This is a genomic window from Streptomyces sp. NPDC006872, from assembly GCF_040635845.1.
Classification (GTDB): domain Bacteria; phylum Actinomycetota; class Actinomycetes; order Streptomycetales; family Streptomycetaceae; genus Streptomyces.
This window is the reverse complement of sequence record NZ_JBEYIL010000002.1, coordinates 776,670-802,747: the sequence shown is the minus strand read 5'-3', so window position 1 is coordinate 802,747 and position 26,078 is coordinate 776,670. Positions and strand designations below refer to the sequence as shown.

The 26,078-nt window shown below is 70.1% G+C and carries 22 protein-coding genes and 1 riboswitch; of the genes, 9 read left to right on the top strand and 13 right to left on the bottom strand.

The genetic code is table 11. The annotated features are described in order from the left end of the window. The first annotated feature begins 667 nt into the window (after positions 1–667). The 3 genes from ABZ725_RS08575 (at position 668) to ABZ725_RS08565 (ending at position 4,453) form a co-directional block, all read left to right on the top strand. Positions 668–2,800, top strand: coding sequence for an RICIN domain-containing protein (locus ABZ725_RS08575; RefSeq protein ID WP_358802080.1), 2,133 nt, complete (start codon positions 668–670; stop codon positions 2,798–2,800). 154 nt (positions 2,801–2,954) lie between these two features. Then, entirely contained in the window at positions 2,955–3,722 is a 768-nt protein-coding gene (locus ABZ725_RS08570; RefSeq protein ID WP_358801979.1) for an NPP1 family protein, read from the top strand. A 299-nt stretch (positions 3,723–4,021) separates the two neighbouring features. Continuing rightward, positions 4,022–4,453, top strand: a complete 432-nt coding sequence (locus tag ABZ725_RS08565; protein ID WP_358801978.1) for a hypothetical protein — start codon at positions 4,022–4,024, stop codon at positions 4,451–4,453. Between the two features lie 133 nt (positions 4,454–4,586). Here the strand turns inward: ABZ725_RS08565 and ABZ725_RS08560 are convergent, their stop codons facing one another. Then, the gene (locus ABZ725_RS08560; RefSeq protein WP_358802079.1) at positions 4,587–6,212 is read right to left on the bottom strand and encodes a glycoside hydrolase family 76 protein; all 1,626 of its coding nucleotides are present in this window, start codon (positions 6,210–6,212) and stop codon (positions 4,587–4,589) included. A gap of 564 nt (positions 6,213–6,776) precedes the next feature. On the opposite strand from ABZ725_RS08560, the gene ABZ725_RS08555 reads away from it, so the two are divergent. Then, a complete protein-coding gene (locus ABZ725_RS08555; RefSeq protein WP_358801977.1) occupies positions 6,777–9,665 on the top strand; it encodes an alpha-L-rhamnosidase in 2,889 nt (962 codons plus the stop codon). 76 nt (positions 9,666–9,741) lie between these two features. Continuing rightward, entirely contained in the window at positions 9,742–9,891 is a 150-nt protein-coding gene (locus ABZ725_RS08550) for a hypothetical protein (protein ID WP_358801976.1), read from the top strand. Positions 9,892–9,996: 105 nt separating this feature from the next. Here ABZ725_RS08550 and ABZ725_RS08545 read toward each other — a convergent pair whose 3' ends face one another. The 6 genes from ABZ725_RS08545 to ABZ725_RS08520 form a co-directional block, all read right to left on the bottom strand. Beyond that, a complete protein-coding gene (locus ABZ725_RS08545; protein WP_358801975.1) occupies positions 9,997–10,626 on the bottom strand; it encodes a hypothetical protein in 630 nt (209 codons plus the stop codon). Positions 10,627–10,682: 56 nt separating this feature from the next. Beyond that, positions 10,683–11,054: an STAS domain-containing protein gene (locus ABZ725_RS08540; RefSeq protein WP_358801974.1), complete on the bottom strand. Its 372-nt coding sequence runs from the start codon at positions 11,052–11,054 to the stop codon at positions 10,683–10,685. Between the two features lie 139 nt (positions 11,055–11,193). Continuing rightward, a complete protein-coding gene (locus tag ABZ725_RS08535) occupies positions 11,194–11,355 on the bottom strand; it encodes a hypothetical protein (RefSeq protein WP_358801973.1) in 162 nt (53 codons plus the stop codon). 5 nt (positions 11,356–11,360) lie between these two features. Further along, complete coding sequence (locus tag ABZ725_RS08530; protein WP_358801972.1) at positions 11,361–12,005, bottom strand: DUF5994 family protein; 645 nt, start codon at positions 12,003–12,005, stop codon at positions 11,361–11,363. A 137-nt stretch (positions 12,006–12,142) separates the two neighbouring features. Further along, positions 12,143–12,538, bottom strand: coding sequence for a VOC family protein (locus ABZ725_RS08525; RefSeq protein WP_358801971.1), 396 nt, complete (start codon positions 12,536–12,538; stop codon positions 12,143–12,145). 157 nt (positions 12,539–12,695) lie between these two features. Next, on the bottom strand, positions 12,696–14,033 hold the full coding sequence (locus ABZ725_RS08520) for a PLP-dependent aminotransferase family protein (protein WP_358801970.1): 1,338 nt from the start codon (positions 14,031–14,033) through the stop codon (positions 12,696–12,698). A 92-nt stretch (positions 14,034–14,125) separates the two neighbouring features. Here ABZ725_RS08520 and ABZ725_RS08515 point away from each other — a divergent pair, with 92 nt between their 5' ends. Continuing rightward, positions 14,126–14,749: a DJ-1/PfpI family protein gene (locus ABZ725_RS08515; protein WP_358801969.1), complete on the top strand. Its 624-nt coding sequence runs from the start codon at positions 14,126–14,128 to the stop codon at positions 14,747–14,749. A gap of 30 nt (positions 14,750–14,779) precedes the next feature. On the opposite strand, the gene ABZ725_RS08510 is transcribed toward ABZ725_RS08515, so the two are convergent. The 4 genes from ABZ725_RS08510 to ABZ725_RS08495 all read right to left on the bottom strand — a co-directional run bounded on the left by ABZ725_RS08510 (position 14,780) and on the right by ABZ725_RS08495 (position 19,596). After that, a complete protein-coding gene (locus ABZ725_RS08510) occupies positions 14,780–15,928 on the bottom strand; it encodes a N(5)-(carboxyethyl)ornithine synthase (protein WP_358801968.1) in 1,149 nt (382 codons plus the stop codon). Positions 15,929–16,121: 193 nt separating this feature from the next. Continuing rightward, positions 16,122–17,135, bottom strand: coding sequence for a VOC family protein (locus ABZ725_RS08505; RefSeq protein WP_358801967.1), 1,014 nt, complete (start codon positions 17,133–17,135; stop codon positions 16,122–16,124). Continuing rightward, positions 17,132–18,016, bottom strand: coding sequence for an alpha/beta fold hydrolase (locus tag ABZ725_RS08500; RefSeq protein WP_358801966.1), 885 nt, complete (start codon positions 18,014–18,016; stop codon positions 17,132–17,134). The genes ABZ725_RS08505 and ABZ725_RS08500 overlap by 4 nt, the downstream gene beginning before the upstream one ends. An 8-nt stretch (positions 18,017–18,024) precedes the next feature. After that, positions 18,025–19,596 carry a bifunctional 3-(3-hydroxy-phenyl)propionate/3-hydroxycinnamic acid hydroxylase gene (locus ABZ725_RS08495; RefSeq protein WP_358801965.1) on the bottom strand — a complete coding sequence of 524 codons (1,572 nt, stop codon included), beginning with the start codon at positions 19,594–19,596 and terminating at the stop codon, positions 18,025–18,027. Between the two features lie 278 nt (positions 19,597–19,874). Here ABZ725_RS08495 and ABZ725_RS08490 point away from each other — a divergent pair, with 278 nt between their 5' ends. Next, entirely contained in the window at positions 19,875–20,924 is a 1,050-nt protein-coding gene (locus ABZ725_RS08490; RefSeq protein WP_358801964.1) for an amidohydrolase family protein, read from the top strand. A gap of 30 nt (positions 20,925–20,954) precedes the next feature. Here ABZ725_RS08490 and ABZ725_RS08485 read toward each other — a convergent pair whose 3' ends face one another. Next, positions 20,955–21,185 carry a hypothetical protein gene (locus tag ABZ725_RS08485; protein WP_358801963.1) on the bottom strand — a complete coding sequence of 77 codons (231 nt, stop codon included), beginning with the start codon at positions 21,183–21,185 and terminating at the stop codon, positions 20,955–20,957. Between the two features lie 108 nt (positions 21,186–21,293). Here ABZ725_RS08485 and ABZ725_RS08480 point away from each other — a divergent pair, with 108 nt between their 5' ends. Both ABZ725_RS08480 and metE read left to right on the top strand, forming a co-directional pair. Continuing rightward, positions 21,294–21,896, top strand: coding sequence for a hypothetical protein (locus ABZ725_RS08480; RefSeq protein ID WP_358801962.1), 603 nt, complete (start codon positions 21,294–21,296; stop codon positions 21,894–21,896). 131 nt (positions 21,897–22,027) lie between these two features. After that, a riboswitch (cobalamin riboswitch) is annotated at positions 22,028–22,258 on the top strand. 166 nt (positions 22,259–22,424) lie between these two features. After that, positions 22,425–24,743, top strand: a complete 2,319-nt coding sequence (gene metE, locus ABZ725_RS08475) for a 5-methyltetrahydropteroyltriglutamate--homocysteine S-methyltransferase (RefSeq protein ID WP_358801961.1) — start codon at positions 22,425–22,427, stop codon at positions 24,741–24,743. Positions 24,744–24,842: 99 nt separating this feature from the next. Here metE and ABZ725_RS08470 read toward each other — a convergent pair whose 3' ends face one another. Then, positions 24,843–26,027, bottom strand: a complete 1,185-nt coding sequence (locus ABZ725_RS08470; RefSeq protein WP_358801960.1) for an ArgE/DapE family deacylase — start codon at positions 26,025–26,027, stop codon at positions 24,843–24,845. Positions 26,028–26,078 lie beyond the last annotated feature (51 nt).

Below are 26,078 nucleotides of genomic sequence, written 5' to 3'. Positions count from 1 at the left end.
TTCCGATGGGTCGGTCAGGGTGGTGCGCACGATGGACACGCCCTGCCGAAAGCCGCGGGGCGGATGCGCGAAGCGCTGCACGGCGCGTTCGCCGCGAAGGCGGCCGACGACGCCGGTCCAGGTCCGTGCGAGGGCACGGCAGTGCGCGGGCGCAGAAAGGGCTGAAGGGAGCGAGTGCTCAGCGACAGGTCTCGTCGAACTGATCGGCGCGGCGGCCCACCCAGAACGGGTCGAGCAGCACGGTGCGTGCCTGACCTGCGGTCTCCATGAACGGATCAAAACACACGGCGCAAGGGGCGTCCACCACACGTCCCGGCACGTGAGACGGCCCCCTGCACCGGCAGGGACGGCTCGGAGTCCTTCCTTCCCGGTGAAGCCTGGCCGGAAGCCACAACTCCCTTGCTCCGCAGCCTGCTTCACTTCTTGACGGATGCGGTCCAGACCTTTAGGTTCACGGCTCAGCATCGCACCGTGTGACACATCCACTGTTCAAGAGGTGAACGCTGCCTCGATTGCCCATCCCCACGAAGGGCCCTCAGCGCCACCACCCCCCACCATCCGCCGACTCGTTCGGCAAGGAGAATCCGTGCTCATCCATGTGCGCACCGCGCTCGAGCGCCGCCGCAGATCCACTGCCGCCGCGCTGGTCACCGCAACCGTCGCCGCCGTGCTCACCTCCGCGCCCCCGCCCGCGAGTGCGGCGGCGAGCGCGGTCGAGGCTCTGCCCGCCGGCTTCGCCACCGTCATGAACGCCGCGAGCGGCAGATGCCTGGACGCCAGGTCCGCCGCCACCGCCAACGGCACCGTCGTGCAGCAGTACGCGTGCAACAGCTCGACGGCCCAGCAGTGGAGCTTCATCGCCACCAGCGACGGCTACGTCCGTATCGGCAACGGCAACAACACCGGCCAGGTCGTGGACATCGCCGACGTGTCCACGGCCGACAACGCGCCTGTCCACCTGTGGGCCTACGGCGGCGGCGCCAACCAGCAGTGGCTGCCGGTCGACGAGGGCGGCGGCGCCTACCATTTCGTCAACCGCAACAGCGGCAAGTGTCTGGACGACCCCGGCGCCTCGACGGCGGACAGCGTGCAGTTCGTGCAGTACACCTGCAACGGGAGTGCCGCCCAGCGCTTCCAGGTGGTCCCCGTGACCCAGTCCGGCACGAATCCGGACCTCGGCCCGAACGTCGTCGTCTTCGACCCGTCCATGTCGTCCTCGACGATCCAGAGCAGGCTGACCTCGATCTTCCAGCAGCAGGAGACGAACCAGTTCGGCTCCCAGCGCTACGCCGTCCTGTTCAAGCCGGGCTCCTACAACGCCGACGTCAACGTAGGCTTCTACACCCAGGTCGCGGGTCTGGGTCTGACCCCGGACGCGGTCACGATCAACGGTGCGGTGCATGCCGAGGCCGACTGGTTCCAGGGCAACGCGACGCAGAACTTCTGGCGCGGCGCCGAGAACCTGTCCGTCAACCCGACCGGCGGCACCGACCGTTGGGCGGTCTCGCAGGCCGCCGCGTACCGCCGGATGCACCTGCGCGGCAACGTCGCCCTCGACGACAACGGCTGGTCCAGCGGCGGTCTGCTCGCCGACACCAAGATCGACGGGCAGGTCGACTCCGGCAGCCAGCAGCAGTGGCTGACCCGCAACTCCCAGCTCGGCAGCTGGACCGGCGCCAACTGGAACATGGTCTTCGTCGGCAGCCAGGGCGTCCCGGCCACCAGCTTCCCCAGCCCGCCGTACACCACGGTCGCGCAGAGCCCGGTCAGCCGGGAGAAGCCGTCCCTGTACATCGACGGCAACGGCGCCTACCAGGTCTTCGTGCCGTCCCTGCGGTCCAACTCCACCGGCACCAGCTGGGCGAACGGGTCCCCGTCCGGCAGCTCGCTGTCTCTCGACACCTTCTACGTCGTGAAGCCGGGCGCGACCGCGGCGGACATGAACGCGGCGTTGGCGGCGGGCAAGAACCTCCTGGTCACCCCGGGTGTCTACCACCTCAACCAGACGCTCCAGGTGAACCGCGCCAACACCGTCGTCCTCGGTCTGGGCCTCGCCACCTTCATCCCGGACAACGGTGTCACCGCGATGAAGGTGGCCGACGTCGACGGCGTGAAGGTCGCGGGCGTCCTCTTCGACGCGGGCACCACCAACTCGCCCGCCCTGATGGAGGTCGGCCCGACGGGCTCGTCCGCCTCGCACGCCGCGAACCCGACGTCCCTGCACGACGTGTACTTCCGCGTCGGTGGCGCCGCCGTCGGCAAGGCCACCACCAGCCTCGTGATCAACAGCGACAACGTCATCGCCGACCACACCTGGATCTGGCGCGCCGACCACGGCAGTGGCGTCGGCTGGAACACCAACACCGGGGACACCGGCCTGATCGTCAACGGTGACAACGTCACCGCGTACGGCCTGTTCGTCGAGCACTACCAGAAGTACCAGACCATCTGGAACGGCAACGGCGGGCGGACGTACTTCTACCAGAACGAGATGCCGTACGACCCGCCGAGCCAGTCGGCCTGGATGAACGGCTCCACGCAGGGCTACGCCGCCTACAAGGTCGCCGACTCCGTCACCAGCCACCAGGCCTACGGGCTCGGCAGCTACTGCTACTTCAACGTCAACCCGAGCGTGGCCGCCGAGCGGGCCATCGAGGCGCCGAGCAACTCCAATGTGCGCTTCACCAGCATGGTGACCGTCTCGCTCGGCGGAGTGGGGACCATCCGGCACGTCGTCAACGGCACGGGCGGCCCGTCCAACTCCACGACCAACGTGGCCGATCTGACCAGCTACCCCTGAGCACACCAGGCGACGCACTCGGCATCGACCTCCTCAACAACCCCTGGCTGGTGCAGAGCCGCGTGGACGCCTATAACCGCTTCACCTCGCTCCTCGGCGTCCCGCCGGGCAGCAACCTCTACTGCTGACGTCGGCCGCTCGACAAGGAGTCCCCATGCGCAAGTTGAGATCCCTCGCCAACGTCCTTCTCGGCACGCTCGGCGCGATGACGCTCGTCGTCGCGGTCCCGGCGACCGCCCACGCCAACGTCCTGACCCTGCTGCCGCAGAATGCGAACGGCCTGGAGCAGACCTACTCCCCCGCCTACGACTACGACGGTGACGGCTGCTACGCCACCGCCGCCATCGGCGCCGACGGCACCGTCAACCCCGGCCTGAAGCTCGGCGGAGACGTCAACGGCAAGTGCCACGATCCCGCCCAGCTGAACAACGCCAACACGTACTCGCGCGAGAAGTGCAACAACGGCTGGTGCGCGGTCATGTACGCCAGCTACTTCGAGAAGGACCAGGCCACACTCGGCCCGGCGGCCCTCGGGCACACCCACGACTGGGAACACGTCATCGTGTGGATCAACAACAACGAGGTCCAGTACGTGTCGGTGTCCCAGCACAACACCTACCAGACGCTCGCCCGGTCGCAGATCCGCTTCGACGGCACCCACCCGAAGGTCGTGTACCACAAGGACGGCATCTCCACCCACTGCTTCCGCTTCGCCAACAGCAACGACGAACCGGCGGAGAACGCCACGGGCAACTGGTTCTACCCGCGCCTCGTCGGCTGGGACGGTTACCCGGCCGGTTACCGCGACAGGCTGAGCAGCGCCGACTTCGGCTCGGCCACCTTCAAGATCGACGACGGCGACTTCCAGTGGGCTCTCGATTACACGAGCCCGGCGGGAATCCCGTTCGACCCGTACGCCTGACGCTCGGCCCTCCGAGGTCGGCAACGGTCCGTCGAAAGACCCCGCAGGCTTCTTGCCTGCGGGGCCCTCCGCTTCGGCGGCTCGCTGCGGCCAGGCCCACCCGTACCGTCGGCTGTCGTGAGTCGCTGTCAGCTCGGCATCGCGACCGTTTCGTCCATGCCCCCGCCACGGTCCACGTCCGATCGGGCGACCGTCGGGCGAGTTCGTCGCCGGGTGGCGCAGGTTCACGGCCAGGATCGTGTGTGCGCTCCGCTTGGAGCACCGCACCGACGACTTCCCCTCCCGAGGAGACCCCTGTCATGGCACCGATCCCCAACGGCCCCTACGGAATCTCCAGGCGCAACGAGCAGTACCTGACACTCCACGACGAGAAGGCCCCTGCGGTCGTCCTGCCGCCGACCGGTGAGCCCGGGGAGCAGGAGTGGCACATCGAGGCCCTCTCCAACGGCAACGTCACCATCATGAACCTGCGGCACGAGACGTACCTCAGCTTCGACGGCGTTCCGGAGATCAACAAGATGCTCCGCGGCTCCTCGCAGGCCACCGAGTGGCAGCTCCGGCAGTCCGCGGAGCCGCACATGTTCCACATCGTCGTCCCCGGCGGCCCGATCGACGGCGTCGAACTGACGGTGGACCTCAGCCTGCTGCGGATCTTCCCACCGATGACGGCGCTGCGCCCGCTGGAGCCGGAGAGCCCGGCGCAGGCCTGGCGCTTCGAGTTCCACGAGTAGGCCGCACCCTTCGGCACCGCCGCCTTCCTCGCTCGTGGAAGGAGCGCCGACGGCAAGGACAGGGTGGCGCCACCGGCTCGGCCGGTGGCGCCACCCTGCGGTGCACTGGGTGTGCGCCGAAGCCTGCGGCCGTTCAGCCTGCCGCGGCGGCGGTGAGCGCTTCGAGGGCGCTCGCCTGGGTACGCCAGTCGGTCTGGTTGGGGCTGGTGCCGGCCCAGCGTTCACCGAGGGCGTTGAGGGAGCTGCGGTCCCACGCCCACAGGGTGTCCGCCTGCTTCTGGACGTAACTCCGGTAGGCGCTGGAGCCGGTGGCCTTCGCAAGGTCGGCGAAGTACCGCATGAAGATGCCCTTGAACTGCTTCTGGTTGTCGTCGCAGGACGCCGAGCCGATGTCGCAGGACTCGGTGAGCACCCCGTCCCGGGTCAGCGCTGGGCTGCTGACGGCGGCGTCGGCCAGGGTCCGCGCGGTGGCCAGCAGCGAACCGTCCCCTGTTGTCCTCCACAGTTCGGTGAAGCCGCCGATGGCCAGCCCCTGGTTGTAACTCCACACGGTGCTCCCGTTGTTGGCGCAGGCAGAGGTCAGCCCGTCGTTCACCAGCCCCGACGAGTTGATCATCCCACTCGCCCTGTACCAGGCGGCGGCCGTCTTCGCCCGCTGGAGCCATACGGTGTCGCCCGGTATGCGCTGATGCAGTGCCGTGGTCAGCCAGAGGTACTGTCCGTTCGTCACGGCGTTCTTGTACGTGCGCTCACGGTCCCACCACACGCCACCGCCGCAGGTGCCGGTGTCCCAGTACTGCTGGACGTAGTTGGCGATGGTGACGGCCTCGTCGAGGTAGCGGGAGTCGCCGGTGTGGTCGTACGCGTCGAGCCAGGCGATGGCCCACCAGCCCGAGTCGTCGATGGAACGGCTGATGAAGTGGCCCTCGATCGCGTCCGAGCTGCGCACCCCGGCGGCGAAGACGCCCTTGTTCCGGTCGAAGGTGCGTGCGATGACCCAGTCGTAGTCGTGCCTGCCGGTGGTCTTCGCGAAGTCGATGAGTGAGGTGAGGGCGGCGGCGGAGTTCCACCAACTGCTGGGCCACCAGCCGTTGTAGGGGTCGTACGAGGTCATCAGCGCGTCCGCCGCCGCGCGCGCCCTGGTCGGCGCGGGCCGGACCCATGCCGTGCAGCTGCCCTCCTGGTGGGCGGCCTCCCGGCCGCAGGCGCGGACCGCGCCGCCGTGGAGGAGGCCGCGAGGGTCGCGGGTGGCGTACATCGCGGTACGGGTGCCGGTGGCCCCGGACGGGGTGCTGGTGCGGCCGAGGGAGGAGCCGTCCGGCCAGGTCGAACCGCCGTCCCAGGAGCGGTCGAGCCAGATCTCGTCGCCGCTGCCACCGGTGTCGATGCTCGCCCAGGCCATGGAGTTCTGCTGGTCGACGTGCAGCCTGATCGTGCGGCCGTGGAGGGTGGTCGACGGCACCGGCTGATCGTCGCCCGCCGCCTGGCCGACGTCGATGCCGTCGCAGAGGGTGTCGCAGACGGTGGGGTGGACCCAGTTCGTACAGCCGACGCCACCGGCGTCGCCGCACGCGCGGATGAGCCCGCGTCGGTGGTTGCGGGGATCGGTGATGTTGTACATCAGCGTCCGGGTGCCGGTCCAGGTGCCCGGGATGCTCGCCTTGCCGAGCAGTCCTTCCCAGGTGGCGCCGCCGTCCCAGGAGCGGTCCAGCCACACCGAGTCGCCGGTCACGCCGTTGTCGATACTGGCCCAGGCCATGTCGTCCGCGTCGGAGACGTGCAGTTCGAGGCGGCGGCCGTTGAGGTTCTTGGCCGGTACGGGAAAGCTCTCCTGCCGGGCCAGTGCGGGGTCCAGCGTGTCGCAGGCCAGGACGCAGACCTGGGTGGCGGCGGCCGCGGGCGTCGAGGCCGGGACCAGCGCCGCGAACGCGAGAGCGGCCGCCAGGAGGAAGGTGAGGAGCCGTGTTCTGACAACGATGTCGAAGCTGGGTGAGGGCACCGGAACTCGCCTCGATTTCAGAGTGGGGGACGCCGGTCGGGTCTCACTGAGCCAGGCGGAGGGAGAGGTACTGGTCCAGACCTGTTCCGGAGGCAGTGAACCGGCTCGGCGGGGTGCTGTCAATGTCTCCAACGAGAGTGATTCCAGGGGTGGTTCACACCGGACGTGACGGGTTGACACCCCGCTGGGGGGCGCACATCATCGGTAGAACTTCGGCGAGGCGCGCCTCGCACACCCACCGCTTCATGAGCCCCCGATCTCTGTCGGCCATGTTTTGAATCGATTCAAGAGCCTCGTTTTCCCATCCGGACCCGGGAGGTACCCATGCGGCGCCGTCGCCCGTTGCTGATCCGAACATCCCGTCCACAGAGCCTGCTCGGCCTCGCCGCAGTGGTGGTCGCCGCACTGCTCACGGCTCCCGCGCCGGCCGCCTCCGCGGCGACCTCGAAGCCCATGACCGGCGTCCGCCCGGCGGCCCTTGACGCCCTGAACTACTCGCCGACCTCCCGCACCGTCAAGCCGACCGCGATCTACCGGACGTCCGGCAGCGTCGCGAACCCGCAGAACGTCCTCAGCGGGCAGTCGACGCGGATCTCCGGCGCACAGTCGGCCGTGACCCTCGACTTCGGCAAAGAGGTCGGCGGTGTGACAACGTTGTCCTTCGGCAGTGTCAGCGGTAGCGGCCAACGGGTCGGCCTGGCCTTCAGCGAGTCGTCCCTGTACGTGGGCAACAACAGCGACCGCAGCAGCGGCCGCGACGGCGAGGACGGCGCGCTCTACGCCACGGCCTCCGCCAACGGCACCTACACGATGCCCATCGCGAGACAGCGCGGCGGCTTCCGCTACCTCACCGTCTTCCTCGACACCTCGGGCTGGGTGGACCTCAAGGGCGTCAGCCTCGGCTTCACCGCGGCGCCGGGCAAGACCAACCCGGCCGACTACGCCAACTACTTCCACTCCAGCGACGACCTGCTCAACCGCATCTGGTACGCGGGGGCGTACACCGTGCAGCTCAACACGATCGCCTCCGACGAGGGCCGCGCCTGGCCCCCGCCTGCCTCGGAGTGGGACAACGGCGCCACCGTAGGTGTGGGCGACTCCGTCCTGGTGGACGGCGCCAAGCGCGACCGTACGGTGTGGCCCGGCGATCTGGGCATCGCGGTACCGACGCAGTACGCCTACTCGGGCGACCTCACCTCGACGCGCAACGCGCTCACCACGATGTACGAAGCGCAGTCGGCGGAGGGTGAAATCCCCTGGTCGGGGCCGCCGTTCAACCTCACCGGCTCGGACACCTACCACACCTGGACGCTACTGGGCACGGCCACGTACTACACCTACACGGCCGACCGGGCGTGGCTGGACTCCGCGTGGGCCGACTACACGCGCGGGATGGCCTTCATCATCGACAAGATCGACGGCAACGATCTGCTCGACGTGACCCGCACCCAGGACTGGGCCCGGGTCGGTCAGGGCGGCGAGAACATCTCCGCCAACGCACTGCTGTACGCCGCGCTCAAGGGCGGGGTCGCGCTGGCCACGGTCAAGGGCGACAGCGCGCTCGCCGCGAGCTGGGACGCCAGGGCCGCCGCGGTCAAGGCCGCGGCCAACTCCCGCCTGTGGGATGCCTCGAAGGGCATGTACAAGGACAACCCGACCAGCGGTCTGTACCCACAGGACGGCAACTCGCTCGCGGTCTGGTACGGGCTCACCGACTCCCCCGCGAAGTCGCGCAGCATCGTCAGGCAACTTGCGACCCGGTGGGGCTTCTACGGCCCCACCACCCCCGAGTGGGGCGGCAACGTCTCGCCCTTCGCCGGTGGAATGGAGCTCAACGCCCACTTCACCGCCAACGACGACTACACGGCCCTGGCGCAGATCCGCCGCACCTGGGGCCACATGCTCAACAGCGACATCGGCACCAAGAGCACCTTCTGGGAGGGCGTCAAGGCGGACGGCGGCCTCGCCTACGGCGGTTCCTTCATGAGCCTGGCCCACGGCTGGTCCAGCGCGCCCACCTCCACGCTCACCTTCGACGTGCTCGGCATCGCACCGGAGTCGGCGACCGGCGCGTACCGCTTCGTCCCTCACCCGGGCGACCTGACCAGCGCCGAGGGCCGTATCACCATGCCCCAGGGCGCGGTGAACGCGTCCTGGTCCCGCAGTCCCGCCGCCGGCACCTACTCGGCGCAGCTCTCCAGCCCGGCCGGCAGCACCGGTCGTATCGGCGTCCCGAAGTTGGGCGGCGGAGACGTCTCGGTGTCCGTCAACGGCTCCGTCGTCTGGCGCAACGGGACCTTCACGCCCACGTCGGGAATCACCGCCGCGAGCCAGGACGACGCCTACGTCCACCTCACCGGCGTCGCCCCGGGCAGCTACACCGTGACCGCCACCGGGCTGGGCAATCCGCCGGTTCCCGCCGATCCCGGCACCGGTCCGCTGCGGGCGGGTTTCACCCGGTGCGCGGGCGAGGACGGCACCTGCTCCTTCAGCGGCACCCGCTCGGTGGCCTACGGGGCAGGGACGTACACGTACAAGACGGCGACCGACGGCACCGCCTGCACCAACGCCTCCTTCGGCGGCGATCCGGCGGCGAACCTGGTCAAGTCCTGCTACGTCGCCGACGCGGGCGGCCCGCCCGGCTACACCGTCTGCGCGGCCGAGGGCGGCACCTGCGCCGTACCCGGCTACAACCGTGACGTCGCCTACGGGGCCAACGGCAACTTCGCCCACCAGGTCGCCAAGGGCACCGTCGCCTGTACGAACGCCCACTTCGGCGACCCCATCGACGGGGTCGCCAAGTCCTGCTACCTGCCGCCCGCCGGAGGTCCACCGGGGGGCTGGACGAAGTGCGCGGACCAGGACGGCACTTGCCCAGCCGTCGTCGGACAGCCGGTGATGTACGGCGCCTTCGGCGCGTTCGCCACGGTCGCGGCCACGGGCAACACCCCATGCACCGACGCCACGTTCGGCGACCCGATCCCCGGCGAGTCGAAGGCCTGCTACACCGCCACCGGCGGCCCGGCCGGTTATGTCACCGTCTGCTCCGCCGAAGGCGGCACGTGCTCCTTCAGCGGACAGCGGACCGTCGCCTACGGCGCGCGGGGCCGCTTCCTCTACAAGTCGTTCACCGGCGGCGCCGGCTGCACGACGGCGGCATTCGGCACCGATCCCCTGCCCGGTGTGAGCAAGGCCTACTACCTCACCTCCTGAGAAGCGCCCGGCAGGGCCGGATGCCCCCGGGGGGCGAGCAGTCGGCCGTGCTCGATCCGGCCGAGGATGGGGTTCAGTGTTCGGCGACGCGGTCACGCCACCGGCGGCGTGGCTGCTCACCGCCGCGCTCGCCATCCTGGCGGCAACCGGAACACTGACCGCCCTGCCCGCGTGGGCTCACACCCGCAGCCCCGCCGGGCGCGCCCTCAACGCCGAACCCGTCTGACGGACCGTTTCACCGGGGCCGCCGGCTCACAGCCCAGCTCCCCCGACGGGCACCCCGGTGCGGCGGAGGGAGCGGCTCGCTCGACGGACGTGATCAGCGTCGGCATCAGTAGGGCCGTTGGGTGCGGTTTTCGTGAGCCAGCCCGTCCGGGTGGACAGCCGTACGCGGCCCGGGTCCGAGCGGAAGCACCAGGGCCCGGAGCGCCACGGCGTCCGACGGCTGATGACCTGGACGGTCCGACGGTCGACGGACCGTCCCGATGTCCTGCCAGCCCCAGGACAGCAGGGCGTCGCAGGCCGCCGAGTCGGCTTGTTCCACCAACGTCGCCCCGAGCGAGGCGTGATGGTCGGCGAGCAGGCGCTGCTGGAGTCTGCGGGCGAGGCCCCGCTCGTTGGTGTGCGGGTGAACCAGGGTTTCGGTGATCGCGAAGACGTGACCGGACGCCGTGAGCTGTTCGACACTGCGCGGAAGGGTCCCGTCGAACCCCCGCCACCACGTCCCCTCACGCCGTACCGGGAAACCGTAGACACACCCCGCGAAAGCGGTGCTCTCCGCGATCAGCAGGGCGAAACCGGGCCGCCGGATGGCGCCGGTCAACCGTCGCAGAAACGCCTCCCGGCCCCGGTACCCCTCGCCGGGCTGCGCCCGGGAGGACTCCACGTACAGATCGGCCAGGTCCTCCTTGAGGGTCTCGGCCTGCCAGCGGTTCAGGCGGCGCAGGCGTAACGCATCCATGGGGGACGATGTGCTTCGGTCACCGCGGGGCCGCTGCTCCCGCCCGGGCGGGGCCGTCACGGCGTACCGCCCGCAGCGACGGGAATCCGACGCGGTCGCGCGGCGGCGGCCGGGAACGAGTGGAGCAGGAATCCGGAGCCGGTGATCTCGATGACGCGGGTCATGCACTGCGACGGGTGGTGCGGTCGCAAGGTCATGCCTGCATCCGTGGCGAGCCGGGATGCCGTGAGGAAGGCGTTGAGTCCGCCGGCGTCGCAGAAGGTGACCGCCGTGAGGTCGACATCGATACTGCGGATGCCGTCGGGCAGGCACTCGGCCGGCGCCTGGCGCACCAGCGGTGCCGTGGCCAGGTCGATCTCTCCCGCGAGGGTGATCAGAGCGCGGGTACCGCGTTCGTGCCGGTAGACGTTCAGCTGTGGAAGGGCCATGGCTCCTCTGTCCGGACGCGTGCGGATGTAGGTGTGCGTACGCGGTGACGGACAGGATGAACTTCCGGTCCGGCGAACCAGGCTCCAGGCTCCATGTTGGTGTCCGCCAGGAGCCTGATGGGGATCATGGGGACTCACCTCATACTCCCTTTCCGGGTACTGCGTCCCCGCCGGCCTGCCCGGGAGCGGCTGTGGTCGAAGGTGGTGGTGCGATCGCGTGCTGCCGGTTGGCCAGGTGGACGAGGAGGACGCCCAGAGCGATCATCGCCATGACGACGACCAGGGCCACGAAGGTCTCCATGGTTCTCACATCCCCTTCGGCCGATTCGGGGTCGCGGCGGGTGCAGCGGCCTGATCTCCGCCTCGGGGAACGACTGCCGGGATCCGTGGCCGCGCGGCGGGATCGAGGGCCCCGTGCCCTCCCTCGGAGTCCCAGACCGCCTCCACGGCCCGATCGGTCTCCGTCACCGTCCGCCGACGCGCGGCCTGCTCCATCAGCCGGCTCGCGGTCGACGTGCCCAGGGGGTCGCTCGCGGCGGCCATCAGCCAGACGGCCTCGACGGGGTCCGTCGGCGGCGGGACCACCAGGAGGTTCCAGCGGCCCAAGTGGTAGGAGAGCAGCAGCAGTTCGTGCGGGTCCTGCTCGGGCAGGAACCAGCCCACCTTCACGACATGCCCGGCGACCGGCACCTTGCGCGGGACGACCGGCCAGTGGGTGGGATTCACCGTGACCCGGGTGATCCGCCCCCACAGCGGCTCCAATGCGGCTGTCAGGGTGGGGAGTTCCGCCCCGAGATCGCGGGAGCGGGGCCACCAGGCACCGTCCAGGAGAGCCGGCGCGGGGCCGACCGGAGCCAGCGACAGGCGGAGAGAGGAAGAGGTGGGGGAGGAGGACGGCAGCCGGTCTTCGAAGGCTTCGAGTGTCGGCGAGAGGGTAGTGGTCGCAGTCATGACGCGAACCCTGCTCCGGGCCGGAGGTGACCGGCCCGGCATATTGAATCGCCGAAAACGACACGAGCGTGAAAGCCGGTGCGCGAAGTATCCTCGGTACTTTCAGCGTACTCCCCGGCCGAGCCGAACGGACCGTGCTAGTTCTGCGGTGCCAGGGTGCGCAGGACGTCGAACTCGTTGCCCTCGGGGTCTGCCATGACCACCCAGTTTCGCTCCGAGCCCTGACCCACATCCGTCTTGGTGGCGCCGAGGCCGAGCAGTCTGGTCACCTCGTCCTCGGTGCTGCCGTCGATCGGGCTGACGTCGAGGTGAAGCCGGTTCTTCACGGTCTTGCCCTCGGGCACCCGGATGAACGTCAGGGTGGGCGGCATCTGGCGGGCCCGGACATCCTCGACGGTCGGCACCCAGGAGCCGATCTCGACCTTGCCCTCGCTCCGGTCGATCACCTTGAAGTCCAAGACCTCACACCAAAAGGCCGCGAGCCTCTCCGGATCGTGGCAGTCAACGGTCAACTCGGTGAACCTACTTGTCATGACTCTCCCAGATAGCGCGGACGGGGCTCAGAGTATGCCGCCCGTCCGACAGATCACGAACCGTCACGAGACGTTACCGAGAAGGGCTCACTGACGAAATCTGAGGCAAGAGTGCCGCGAAGCACCCTGTGGTGCAGGCGTGTGCGGCGAGGGGAGTTCAAGCGTAGGCGTCCTCGACGGCGACTCGTCGTACCGTGCGCAGCGTCGACCGGAGACTGTCCAGGTCGGTCGAGCCCAGAGCCAGGCGGATCGCCTGCGGTGTGTGCGTCGAGGTGGTGAACGGCTCGGCCGTGGTCACCGAGATGTGCCGGCGCGCGAGGGTTGCGGTCAGACGATCGGCGCGTGCGTCGTCGGGCAGCGGCAGCCAGGTGAAGTAGGACGCGGGGTGGCCGATGAGTGGCAGGCCTGCCAGCTCCTGCCTGGCGAGTGCTTGGCGGGCCTTCGCGTCGTCTCGTTTCTGCGCTTCCAAGTCGTCCACCGTGCCGTCCTCGAGCCAGCGGCAGGCGATCGCGGTGGTGAGAGCCGGGGTGTTCCAGGTGGTCGCCCGGATCGCGCGTTCGAGCGACGGCACCGCAGAGGGCGGGGCGACGACGAAGCCGACCCGGAGGCCGGTGGCGACGCTCTTGGACAGTCCCGAGACGTAGACGGTGATGTCCGGCGCGGTCGCGGCCAGCGGCGGTGGCGGGTCCTCGACCAGGTAGGCGTAGGAGGCGTCTTCGATGAGGAGCGGACCGTGTTGGCGGGCGATCTCGATCAGACGGGTCCGGTCGGCTGCCGGCATGACCCAGCCCAGCGGGTTGTGCAGGGTGGGCATCGTGTAGATCGCGCGCACGGGACGGGTCGCGCACAGCCTCTCCAGGGCATCGAGATCCGGCCCGTCGGCGGTTACGGGGATGGGCTCCAGGTCGAGATGGAAGGTATGCGCGAGCACCTTGAAACCCGGGTAGGTGAGTGCGTCGACCGCGACGACGTCGCCGGCGTTGAGCGCGGACATGACGGTGATGGCCAGGCCGTGCTGCGCACCGTTGACGATGAGGATCCGATCCGCGTCGGTGGTGATTCCCCGGCGCCTCAGGTGCCGTGCGATCGTCGCTCTGTCCTGGGGACGCCCTCGATGTGGCTGGTAGCGCAGCAGCGAGTCGAGATCACCGGAGGTGGCCACCTCTCGCAGGGCCTGCCGAAGGAGATCGGCCTGCCCGGGCAGCGACGGAGAGTTGAAGCTGAGGTCGACCGCATCCGTGGCGACGAACAGCTGATCGATGCCGTGACCGGCGGGAACCGCGATGTCACGCACGAACGTGCCGCGGCCCTGTTCCCGGCTCACCAGACCCATCGTTTCCAGCTCGGCGTACACCCGGGTCGCGGTCACCACGGCGATGCCCTCACGGGCGGCGAGCCCGCGGTGTGTCGGCAGCCGCATGCCCGCGGCGAGCCGCCCGGTCCGGATGTCGGATGCGAGCGCGTCGACCAGCGCTTTGTAGCGCGAGGCTGCCATGCACCGGATTGTATGCATGACAATTCTTTGACTGTCCTGTTCGCGGGTCCTTACCGTCGAGAACCACCCGTCCACCCGGAAGGACAGCCGCCGTGCACATCGCCATCCTCACCTTCGAGGGCTACAACGAGCTCGACTCCCTGATCGCGCTCGGTGTCCTCAACCGCATCAAGACCGACGACTGGCGCGTCACCATCTCCACCCCCGGCCCCAAGGTGACGTCGATGAACGGGGTGGTCATCGAGCAGATGTCCACCCTTGAGGAGGCGTGCGCCGCCGACGCCGTCATCGTCGGCAGCGGCATCGCCACCCGCGAGGTCGTCGAAGACCCGGCGATCATGAACATCCTGCGCCGTCTGGACCCCTCGCGCCAGCTCATCGCGGCGCAGTGCTCGGGCGCGCTCGTGCTGGCCAGGCTCGGTCTACTCAACGACATCCCCGCCTGCACCGACCTGATCACCAAGCCCTGGGTCGTCGCCGCCGGCGTCGAGGTGCTCAACCAGCCCTTCTACGCCAAGGACAACATCGCCACCGCCGGCGGCTGCCTGGCCTCGCACTACCTCGCCGCCTGGATCATCGCCCGCCTCGAGGGCCACGACGCCGCCGAGAGCGCGCTGCACTATGTCGCCCCGGTCGGCGAGAAGGAGGAGTACATCGAGCGCGCCTGGCGGAACATCACCCCCTACCTGCCCGCTCCCGCACCGGCACTCGCCTGAACCACCGGTCGCGGGCAGGAGCCCTGGGAGTCACGCTCGGGCATGCGGGTGGGGGTAGGCGGTTTCCCGGTGTTGGAAGGAGAGGATCTTCGGGTTCTGGACGACGCCCTCGCGGATCTCGATGGCCTTCTTGACCGTGACGTCGCGGTCCCATGCCACAGGACCGCTCATGACCTTGCGCAGATAGGGAAGGAGCGCCTCGCTGATTTCCCAGGTGGCGGAGTTCCACAGGTGGGACGGGCTGTGATCCACCGAGTAGTAGTGGCAGCCCGGCCCCACCTCGAACATGGGCTCGCCGAAGGTGGTCGGGCGGGCCCATCCGAAGCCCATGCCCTCGTCGCAGGCGACGTCGATGAAGAAGGTCCCCGGCCGGAACAGGGCGAGGTCCTCGTCGGTGACGAACATGAGCGGCGCGTCGGTGTCCTGCAGGACGCAGTTGACGATGATGTCGAACCCGGCGAGATACTCCGCCAGCGGCTTGGAACCGGCCGCGGTGACGGCCCGCAGCCGCGACGGATCGTCCTCCTGCTCCTCGAAGTGGCCCATGACCACCGAGGGCATCGGCGAGGCCACCGCCGCGGCGGCCCGCTGGGTGAGCACCGTGACGTCGGTGACCCCCATGGCGCCCAGGCCCGTGACCGCTCCGCGCGCCGTGGCGCCGAAGCTGATGACCGCCGCGCGCAGGCGGCGGCCGTAGTGGCCGGTCAGCCCGCCGAGCTGGAGGGCGTGCAGCACCGAGCAGTAGCCGGCGAGCTCGTTGTTCTTGTGGAACACATGGACGCTGAAGGCGCCCGCGGAGGTCCAGTGGTTCATGGCCTCCCAGGCGATCAGGGTCAGCCGCCGGTCGATGCCGATCTGGGTCATCTTCTCGTCCTGCACACAGTGCGGCCAGCCCCACAGCACCTGGCCCTCGCGCAGTTCGACGACGTCGTCGTGCATCGGCTTGGGCAGCAGCATGACGTCGCACTCGGCGATGAGCTGCTCGCGGGAGCGCAGGCCCGCCACGAGTGGTCGCAGTGCGTCGTCGGCAACGCCGAAGCGTCGGCCGTAGCCCTGTTCGAGGAAGATCCTCTCCCTTATGTCCGGGGCGATCCGGTCGAGGTGGCGCGGGTGCAACGGCAGCCGGAACTCGTTCTCCTTGCGGGAGGAGGCGAGTACTCCGAGACTCATCAGACTCATGTGGGGCGGCTCATTTCCGACCGGACGCGATGCGCTCCGGCATTGCCGTTCCCCGAGGGCGACGCCGAAACGGATGACGGCGTGCGAGGTGCGCTCGGTACCGCCACCCTACTCCCGTCCCGAGCCCAGGGGTCGCGGGTGCGGGAGGGGTCAGCGGGCGACCCGGTAGGTCCAAACCGGGCAGGCCGGGTCGTCAGCCGTCGGCGATGCCGGTGCCGCTGAGGGCGGGCACCGTCTTCTCCGGACGGGCGAGGGAGCGGGCGCCGAGGCGGAACTGGTCGAGTCTGTCGACGATGGTCCGGCCGACGGGCAGGTGGCCCCATGTGCTGATGCCCCGGTGGGTGGAGGGCTGCCAGGTGCTCTCGTCGATGACGATCGGGTTCCAGCCCACCTCCCACTCGAAGCCCGAGGGGGTGCGTGCGTAGTAGGAGAGTTCCTTGTCGTTGGTGTGCCGGCCGACGGAGAGGGCCATGTCGAAGCCGAGTTCGTGCACCCGCTCGTAGCTGCGGGCCAGGTCGTCGAGCGAGGCGGCCTGGATGTTGAGGTGCTGGACTCGCGTGCGGATCGGGTCGATCGGCAGGCCTCGGACGGCGGCGATCGCGATGGAGTGGTGGCGTTCGTTGACCCGCAGGAAGCGGATCTTGAGCTTGACTCCGCTGATGGTCTCGTCGATGTAGTCCGTCAGACGGGCGTCGAAGACCGTGTTGAAGTAACCGCGCATCAAGGCGGGCTTGGCGGAGGTGATGGCGACATGGCCCATGCCCGCGTCGCCGGTGACCCAGCCGGACGCGAGCATGCGCAGCGGTTCGGGCGAGGTGACGGGCGTGGTGTAGATCTCCTGGGTGATGCCCTTGGGGCCGGGGAAACGCAGGAGGCGTTCGACGCCGCGCAGCTCCGCCTCTTCTTCGGTGCCTTCGGCGACAGGCACGCCGTGGGCGCGTATCCGGTGCTCTATGCGTTCGAAGGCAGTGTGGTCGTCGATGTGCCAGCCGATGGCGACGACGTCCTCGGCCGGTCCGCGCCGCAGCAGGAAGCGGCATTCCTGTTCGTCGAGGCGGAAGCGCATGACGTCCGTGTCGAGGTCGTCGTGATGCATCCCGATGGCGTCGGTGCCGAAGCGGCGCCAGTCGGCGAAACGGTTGCTCTCGACGACCGTGTAGCCCAGGTGGACGGCACCGAAGACGGATGCTCCCGGGGTGGTGTTCATCGGCGGCCTGCCAGGAAGTCGGCGCACAGCCGGTTGAACAGCTCGGCGCGCTCGAACTGCACCCAGTGCCCGGTGTTGGCGACCTCGTAGAGGTCGCAGTCGGGCATGCGGTCGGCCAGCATACGGCCGCCGGAGGGCCGGTTCACCTTGTCCGCCGCGCCCCACAGCACCAGTGTCGGCACGGGCAGCCGGGACAGCCGGTCGTCGCGGGTGAAGTCCATCTTCCACAGCGTGCGCAGCGCGTTCGGACCGGAGGGGCGGCGCAGCGGCGGAGCCGCGATCACCTCGGGATCGATACTGGCCTCGTAGCGCGCGTCGATGACGGCGTCGGGCACGTCGGCGGCGTTGAAGACGAGGTAGTTGCGGATGAACTTCTCCAGTTTGAGGCGCGAAGGCCCGTCCCCGGAGTAGTAGTTGAGCAGGCTGTTGAGGCCGGGGGTGGGCAGCGCGCGGGTGGTGCCGATGCCGCCGGGGCCCATGAGGACCATCCGCCCGACCCGGTCGGGGGTGTCCAGGGCGAGGCGCAGGGCGCAGGCGCCGCCGTAGGAGTTGCCGACCAAGTGGGCCTTTTCCAGGCCGAGTTCGTCGAGCAGACCGCGGATGACGTCGGCGAGGTACCCGAAGGGGTCGGCGCCGTCCATGCCCTTGGTGCTGCGGCCGTAGCCGGGCAGGTCGGGGACGATGACCCGATGGGCCTTGGCCAGTTCGGCGATGTTGCGGGAGTAGTTGGAGACGCCGGAGGCGCCGGGGCCGCCGCCGTGCAGCAGCAGGACGGGCAGGCCGTCACCGGTCTCGTCACCCGTCTCCGCGACGAAGATCTTCTTGCCCGCGACGTCGAGCAGGGACTCCTGCAGGGGCGGCGGTGCGGTGTGCGTGGTCATGGTGTTCCTCAGCTGACGGTCGGGGCGGTCGATTGCGATGCCGGTGCGAAACCGGCCGGGGGCGGCGGGAGTGGGGCGTCCTGGGGAGCGGCGGCGTAGACATAGGCGTCCGGGCGCAGGGCGAGCGTGGCCACGCGGTGCTGTGTCATCCAGGCGAGCAGCACGCCGTCGCTGTCGACGATCGCGCCCTCGGCCGGGCGGGAGCCGGCGGGCAGGACGGTCAGCGAGGGGGTGCCGCGGCGGTCCCACGGGGGCTGCGCGGCGGGCAGGCCTCCGTGCAGGAGCAGCCAGCGGCCGCCGAGCACGTCGTCCAGCCGCACGCGCCCGCCGTCGGGGCCCGTGACCCAGGGCTGGGGGATCTGGCGTCCGGAGGCCTTCGTGCGCGGGCGGGCCAGGAATCCCTTGGCGTAGTGGGCGACCGGTATCCAGTGCGCGTCCACCAGTCGGCCGCTGACGGCGGACACGCGGCGGACGGCGTGCAGCGTGGTGTCCCGGGCGCGGGCGAGGGGCAGCCGACGTTCGGTGATGAGCTTCCCGGTGAACACGGCCCGCCGGGTGATCTCCTTGACGTGCGGCTTGCGTTCGGCCTCGTAGGAGTCGAGGACGGTCTCGGGCAGTTCGCCGCGCAGCACGGCGGCGAGCTTCCAGCAGAGGTTGGCCGCGTCCCGCACCCCGGCCGCCATGCCCTGGCCGATCCACGGCGGCATGGCGTGGGCGGCGTCGCCCGCGAGGAAGACCCTGCCGACGCGGAAGCGGGCGGCGAAGCGGACGTGGTGGCTGTAGACGGTGGCCCGCAGGATCTTGATCTGGTCCCGGCCGATCCCGTACTTGGCCACCATGGCGTGGATGGCGTCGTCGGTGGTCAGGTACGTCTCGTCGTCGCCGGGCAGGATCGGGAACTCCCAGCGGTGATGGCCGAGCGGGGTCGGGCAGTCGACGGCGGGGCGGGCGGGATCGCACCGAAAGCGCAGCCGGTCGTGGTCCGGCCAGGGCTTGAGCATCTCGGTGTCGACGACCACCCAGCGGTCCTCGTACGTCCGTCCCTCGTAGCCCACGTTCAGCTGGGCGCGGGTGAGGCTTGAGCCGCCGTCGGCCGCGATCACGTACTTCGCGCGCACCCGTCGTACGGAGTCGTCGGCGGTCCCGACCACCGTCAGCTCCACCCCGTCGGAGTCCTGGCGCAGCCGCAGGCACTCGTGCCGCAGCAGGATCTCGACGTCGGGATAGCGGTCGACGCCGTCGCGCAGGACCTGCTCCAGCGCCGGCTGGTAGAGGAACATCTGCGGCGGATGACCGTGTCCGCGCGGGGAGGGGCAGGCGCTGAGGAAGGTGCGGCCGCGCGCGTCGACGAAGTCCAGCGGCCGCTCGGCCAGCATGTCCTCCTTCAGCCGGTCCGCCAGCCCGATCCGCTGCCAGATCCGGATGACCTCCTCGTCGGTGGAGATGGCCCGTGCCCGGGAGTAGATCTCCGCGTCGCGCTCCAGCACGACCACCCTCAGTCCCAGCGCTCCCAGCAGGTTCGCCGCGGTCACGCCCGTGGGCCCGTACCCGATCACCGCCACGTCGTACGGAGTGCTCACCACGCCACCTCGCTGTCTTCCATCGGCTCGTTGTTGTAGCGTTTACTACAATTGGAATGTTCGCTACGCTAATCCGGCTGCCGGAGACGGTCAAGAGTCGGCACGGAAGACACACGGAAGACAGAAGGAAGGGCCCGGCCGCACCACCCCGTCGCCGCGTCGACACCCGCATCCGACGCCACTCGTTGAACCTGCGGCACGCGGCGTGGCCGGCGGCCGGAACGACTGGATCGACGTCGCCTCGACCTGCTCACCCCAGAAAGCCGAGAGACCTCCTCATGAACACCGCACCCCGCCGGATCGACGTCCACCAGCACGTCATCCCGTCCTTCTACCGCGACGTCCTCGCCAAGGCCGGCATCGCCGAAGCGGGCGGCCGCGCCCTGCCCGACTGGAGCCCCGAGGCGGCCCTGGAGCTGATGGACCTGCTGCGGGCCGAGACGGCGATCCTCTCCGTCTCCACCCCGGGCGCCGGCTTCCTCACCCACCCCGGCGAGGCCGCCGGTCTGGCCCGACGGCTCAACGACCACTCGGCGTCCGTCGCCGCCGAACACCCCGACCGCTTCGGGTGGTTCGCCACACTGCCCATGCCCGACATCCACGCGTCGGCGCAGGAGGCGGAGCGGGCCCTCACCGAACTCGGGGCGGACGGGGTCACCCTGCTCGCCAACAACCAGGGCGTCTACCTGGGCGCCGAGGGCCAGGACTCACTGTGGCGAGTGCTCGACGAGCACGGCGCCGTCGTCTTCGTCCACCCCGCCGAACTCCCCGCACCCGCCGTCGACGGAATCCCCCCGTTCGCCGCCGACTTCCTCCTCGACACCACCCGCGCCGCCTACCTCCTCGTCCGCAACGGCATCCCGCGCCGCTACCCGAACATCCGCTTCGTCCTCAGCCACGCCGGCGGCTTCGTCCCCTACGCCTCCCACCGCATGGCCGTCGCCATCGCCGCCGACACCGGACGCAGCCCTCTCGACACCCTGGACGACCTGCGCGGCTTCTACTACGACACCGCCCTCTCCGCCAGCCCCGCCGCCCTGCCCACCCTGCTCGCCTTCACCCGCCCCGGACACGTCCTGTTCGGCAGCGACTGGCCCTTCGCCCCCGCCCCCGCCTCCCAGTACTTCGCCAACGGACTGGACAGCGGCGTGGACCCCCGCACCCTCGCAGCCGTCAACCGCACCAACGCCGAAGCCCTCTTCCCCCGCCTGGCCACGAACCCGCCCAGGCGGGCATCTGCCCGGCCGCTCCCGGTGCGGCTGCGCCAGTCCGCCCAACGGGCCGGCGCCCGCCTCTTCTACAAGCTCATCCAGCCCGGAACCAACTGAGAGCCGGACCGGCACCCGCGGAACGCCGTTCTAGCGGCCGCGGTTCAGCAGGAGCCCGACTGCCGGGCGGCAGGGGCGGCCCAGATCGGCGCATCGCCTCTCGAAGTCGGGCGGGAGCCGGCCGCGTCCGAGCAGTCCGGGGTGGGCGGGGAACGCTGTGACGGCGGCCAGGACGAACAGCAGGGACGCCCAGGGCGTGTGGAGCTGGACTGTCGTCTGCTGTCCGTTGTGGATGTTGCGGAAGCTCTGACGTACCGTCAACTACTGGTGTGTCGTGGCCACTTTACTGACCGGGTAGGGCAATTGGCGGCAACCGGTGGTCTACTGAGGTACATGCCCCTTATGGACGATGAGCGGGAAGCTCTCATCATGGGTGCGGTCATCGCGGGAGGCGGGTCGGCGATCCTCCTCGTCGGCGGGCTCATCTGGGGATTCCCGTGGCAGGTGATCCTGCTCGTTGTGGCTTTCACGGTCGTGCTCGGGGTCGCGCTCTCCGCCATGACGTTGGCCGAGGTACGGCGTGACGCGGAGCGGCAGGCGCGCAGCCGCGCGATGCTGGCCGCGTGGGCGGGCCGCAACGGAGGACGTTGCGAGATCGACTTGGCCGCGCTCACCGCCGACGGGGAGGAGTGGAAGCTGCCGGCGAGCCCGCTCTTCCGCGGCGAAGTGCTGGCCGTGGTGCACCGGGACGGTGTCGAAGTGGGCATCGCCTGCTTGATCGTCGACGAAGGCCTCGAGGGGGGAAACAGCTGGTACACGGCGATCCTGGTCCGTCTCGCCGAGGAGCGGCCGCCGGCCCGACTGCGCCGCCGGGAGATACACCGACTGGATCTGCCGCAGGGCGTGGAATCGGTGGAGATCGGTCGCCAGGAGCTGTGCGTGCGGTACGCGGGCTGGCCTGATGCGTCACCGGTGCTGGACACGCGGGTCGACGCAGCCGTCCGCCTGGCGGCGAGCCTGCAGGGGGCGTGACAGGGCTCCAGCCTCGGGGAGGCGCGGGGGGGCGCTTCCCTCCCCCGGGCCGTTCCACACACGTCCGCCATGTGGCTCACCCCACCATCCGAATGCCGGACACCATGGGCCGCATCCCTGAAGGCCGCCGTACGGTGGCTGGTGCAGCTGGTTCGCCCCGTCCGCCAGGCGGGATGCGTCGCAAGAGGGAACCCGGTGGGAATCCGGGACTGCCCCGCAGCGGTGAGCGGGAACGACCGCCGTCATACGCACTGGGTCCACGAAGGGCCTGGGAAGCGACGGCCAGTAGGTGTCTCGTACGACTTCGTACGACCAAGACGTGCCCGCGAGTCCGAAGACCTGCCAACTGCCCGCACACGAACCACTCGTGCGCGGACATCCCGGTGACCTCGTGGGCGGGTCGGCGTACATACCGGACGGACGACTGCGCCGTACCCTGCGCAGTCGGTCGCCGTCCGGTTCGTCACCCCTTCGCGCTCGCGTCCCGTCGCCGGGATCTCAGGGATTCGTCTCGCGAAGGAGATCTCCGTGACCACCAAGCCCGCAGCCGCGGCAGCACGGGCCACCGTGTACGGCTACCCCCGCCAGGGCCCGAACCGGGAACTGAAGAAGGCCATCGAGGGCTACTGGAAGGGCCGCATCACCGCCGACGCCCTCCGGACCGCCGCCGCCGAACTGCGTGCCGGCAACTGGCGGCAGATCGCCGAGGCCGGCATCCACGAGGTGCCCACCGGTGACTTCTCGTACTACGACCACGTCCTGGACACCACCGTCATGGTCGGCGCGATCCCCGACCGCCACCGGGCGGCCGTCGAAGCGGACGCCCTGGACGGCTACTTCGCCATGGCGCGCGGTACCCAGGACGTCGCGCCGCTGGAGATGACCAAGTGGTTCGACACCAACTACCACTACCTCGTCCCCGAGTTGGGCCCGGACACGGTCTTCACGACCGACTCCACCAAGCAGGTCGCCGAGTTGGGCGAGGCCCTGGCCCTCGGACTCACCGCCCGTCCCGTCCTGGTCGGCCCGGTCACCTATCTGCTGCTGGCCAAGCCCGCCCCCGGCGTGCCGGCGGACTTCGACCCGCTGACCCTGCTGGACCGTCTGCTCCCGGTGTACGCCGAGGTCCTCGCCGACCTGCGGGCGGCGGGCGCGGAGTGGGTGCAGTTGGACGAGCCCGCCCTCGTCCAGGACCGCACCCCGGCCGAGCTGAACGCCGCCGCCCGCGCCTACCGCGACCTCGGGGCCCTCACCGACCGGCCCAAACTGCTGATCGCCTCCTACTTCGACCGGCTGGGCGAGGCCCTGCCGGTCCTGGCCAAGGCGCCCGTCGACGGGCTCGCCCTGGACTTCACCGACACCGCCGCAGCCAATCTCGACGCGCTGGCAGCCGTGGGCGGGCTGCCGGGCAAGCGTCTGATCGCCGGTGTCGTCAACGGCCGCAACATCTGGATCAACGACCTGTCGAAATCCCTCGCCCTGCTCGGCACCCTGCTCGGCCTGGCCGACCGGGTCGACGTGGCCGCCTCCTGCTCCCTGCTGCACGTCCCCCTCGACACGGCCTCCGAACGGGACGTCGACCCGCAGATCCTGCGCTGGCTCGCCTTCGCCCGGCAGAAGACCGCCGAGATCGTCACCCTCGCCAAGGGGCTGACCCACGGCACCGGTTCCCTCTCGGCGGAACTGACCGCGAACCGGTCCGACCTGGCCTCCCGGATGAACTCCCCCGTCACCCGCGACCCTGCCGTCCGGGCCCGCGCCGAGGCCGTCACCGATGCCGACGCCCGCCGCTCCCAGCCCTACGCCGAACGGGCCGCGGCCCAGCGCACCCACCTCGGCCTGCCGCTCCTGCCGACCACCACCATCGGCTCCTTCCCGCAGACCGGCGAACTGCGCACCGCCCGCGCGGACTTGCGGGCCGGCCGGATCGACACGGCCGGCTACGAGGAGCGGATCAGGGCCGAGATCCAGGAGGTGATCGCCTTCCAGGAGAAGACCGGCCTGGACGTCCTGGTGCACGGCGAGGCCGAACGCAACGACATGGTCCAGTACTTCGCCGAACAGCTCACCGGCTACCTCGCCACCCGGCACGGCTGGGTGCAGTCCTACGGCACCCGTTACGTCCGCCCGCCGATCCTGGCCGGCGACGTCTCCCGCCCCGAGCCGATCACCGTGCGCTGGACGACCTACGCCCAGTCCCTCACCTCACGCCCGGTCAAGGGCATGCTCACCGGCCCGGTCACCATGCTCGCCTGGTCCTTCGTCCGCGACGACCAGCCCCTCGGCGACACCGCCCGCCAGGTCGCCCTCGCCCTGCGCGACGAGGTGAACGACCTCGAGGCCGCCGGGACCTCGGTCATCCAGGTCGACGAACCCGCCCTGCGCGAGACGCTGCCGCTGCGCGCCGCCGACCACCCCGCCTACCTCGCATGGGCGACGGAGGCGTTCCGGCTGACGACGAGCGGCGTCCGTCCGGACACCCAGATCCACACCCACATGTGCTACGCCGAGTTCGGCGACGTCGTCCAGGCCATCGACGACCTCGACGCCGACGTCATCAGCCTGGAGGCCGCCCGCTCCCATATGCAGGTCGCCCGCGAACTCGCCGCCCACGGTTACCCCCGCGAGGCCGGCCCCGGCGTCTACGACATCCACTCCCCGCGCGTCCCGAGCGTGCAGGAGGCGGCCGAACTGCTGCGCACCGGCCTCAGGGCCATCCCCGCCGAACGGCTGTGGGTCAACCCCGACTGCGGTCTGAAGACCCGCGCCTGGCCCGAGACCCGCGTGTCCCTGGAGAACCTCGTCGCCGCCGCCCGCACGGTCCGCGGCGAGCTGACCGTGTCCTGACCGACCGTTCCCAAGGGCCGGGGCGCCACGAGCGCCCCGGCCCTTCATTCTCGGGCGACGGAGGTGGGCACCGGCCCCGGCTCGGGTCCGGCCGAGGGCTCAGGAACAGAAGTCGGCGATCGTGTGGGTGAGGATGTCGGTCAGGCGGTCCAGCGAGGCGAGGTCGACGTACTCGGTCGCCGCGTGGGCGCCTTCGCCGTCGACGCCGAAGAGCAGGCAGGGAATGCCGGCGCGGTCGAGGATGGCACAGTCGGTCCAGAACGGCTCGGCGCGTACCACGGGCGGGTGGCCGAGGGCTTGGGTCGCGTGGCGGGTGAGTGCGCGGACGACGGGTGCTTCGGGGTCGGCCTGGAAGGGTTCGCGGTGCAGGCCCCGGGTGAGCCGGTAGCGGAAGTCGGGGACGGTGGCGGCGAGGCGGTCGAGGACGGCGGTCAGTTCGCGCTCGACGCTTTCGGCGTTCTCACCGGGGACCGTGCGGCGCTCCAGGGTGATGCGGCAGTGCGCCGGGTAGGTGGAAGGCTCCTCGCCGCCGTGGATGACGGAGGCGTGCACGGTGCCGGTGCCCAGGAGGGGATGTGCCGGGCCCTGCGCGAGTTGCCGGCCCAGTTCCTCAAGGGCGACCAGGAAGTGCCCGGCCTTGGCGATGGCGTCGATGCCGAGCTCGGGCCGCGAGCCGTGGGCCGCGCGGCCTTCCACCTCCACGTCGAACCAGGCGAAGCCCTTGTGGGCGAGAGTGACTTCGAGGTGGCTGGGCTCGGTGACGATCGCCGCGTCCGCGGTGAAGGACTCCAGTACCTCCTCGGTGCCCGAGCTGCCGTGCTCCTCGTCTGCGACGCAGGCCAGGACGACATCGCCGCGCAGGGGCCCGTGGGCCGTGGCACGGGCGGCGGCGACCATCATGGCCGCGATACCGCCCTTCATGTCGAAGGTGCCGCGGCCGTACATCCTGCCGTCGCGGAGCTGCGGGTCGAGCGGGTCGCCGTCGTAGTCGGCGCAGCCGACCGTGTCGAGATGGCCGTTGAGCATGAGGGACCGGCCGCCGCCGGTGCCGCGGGCGATCGCGACGAGCGAGGGCCGGCCGGGGCACTTCTCCAGGCGGTGCACCTCGAAGCCGCGGGCGGCGAGCCATTCGCTGCAGAAGTCGGCGATGACGGTCTCACCGGCGCCGCCTGGTACGAGGTCCGGGTTCACGGAGTCGATGGCGATCAGCCGGGCCAGCAGGCGGCCGGGATCCGCCTCCAGGACATCGGGAACCACTGGAATCGAGGGAGTCTCGGGGGGCATGAGGGCCTTTCCGAAGGGGGGAAACCGGCCTGGGAGCCGGGGCCGCTGAGG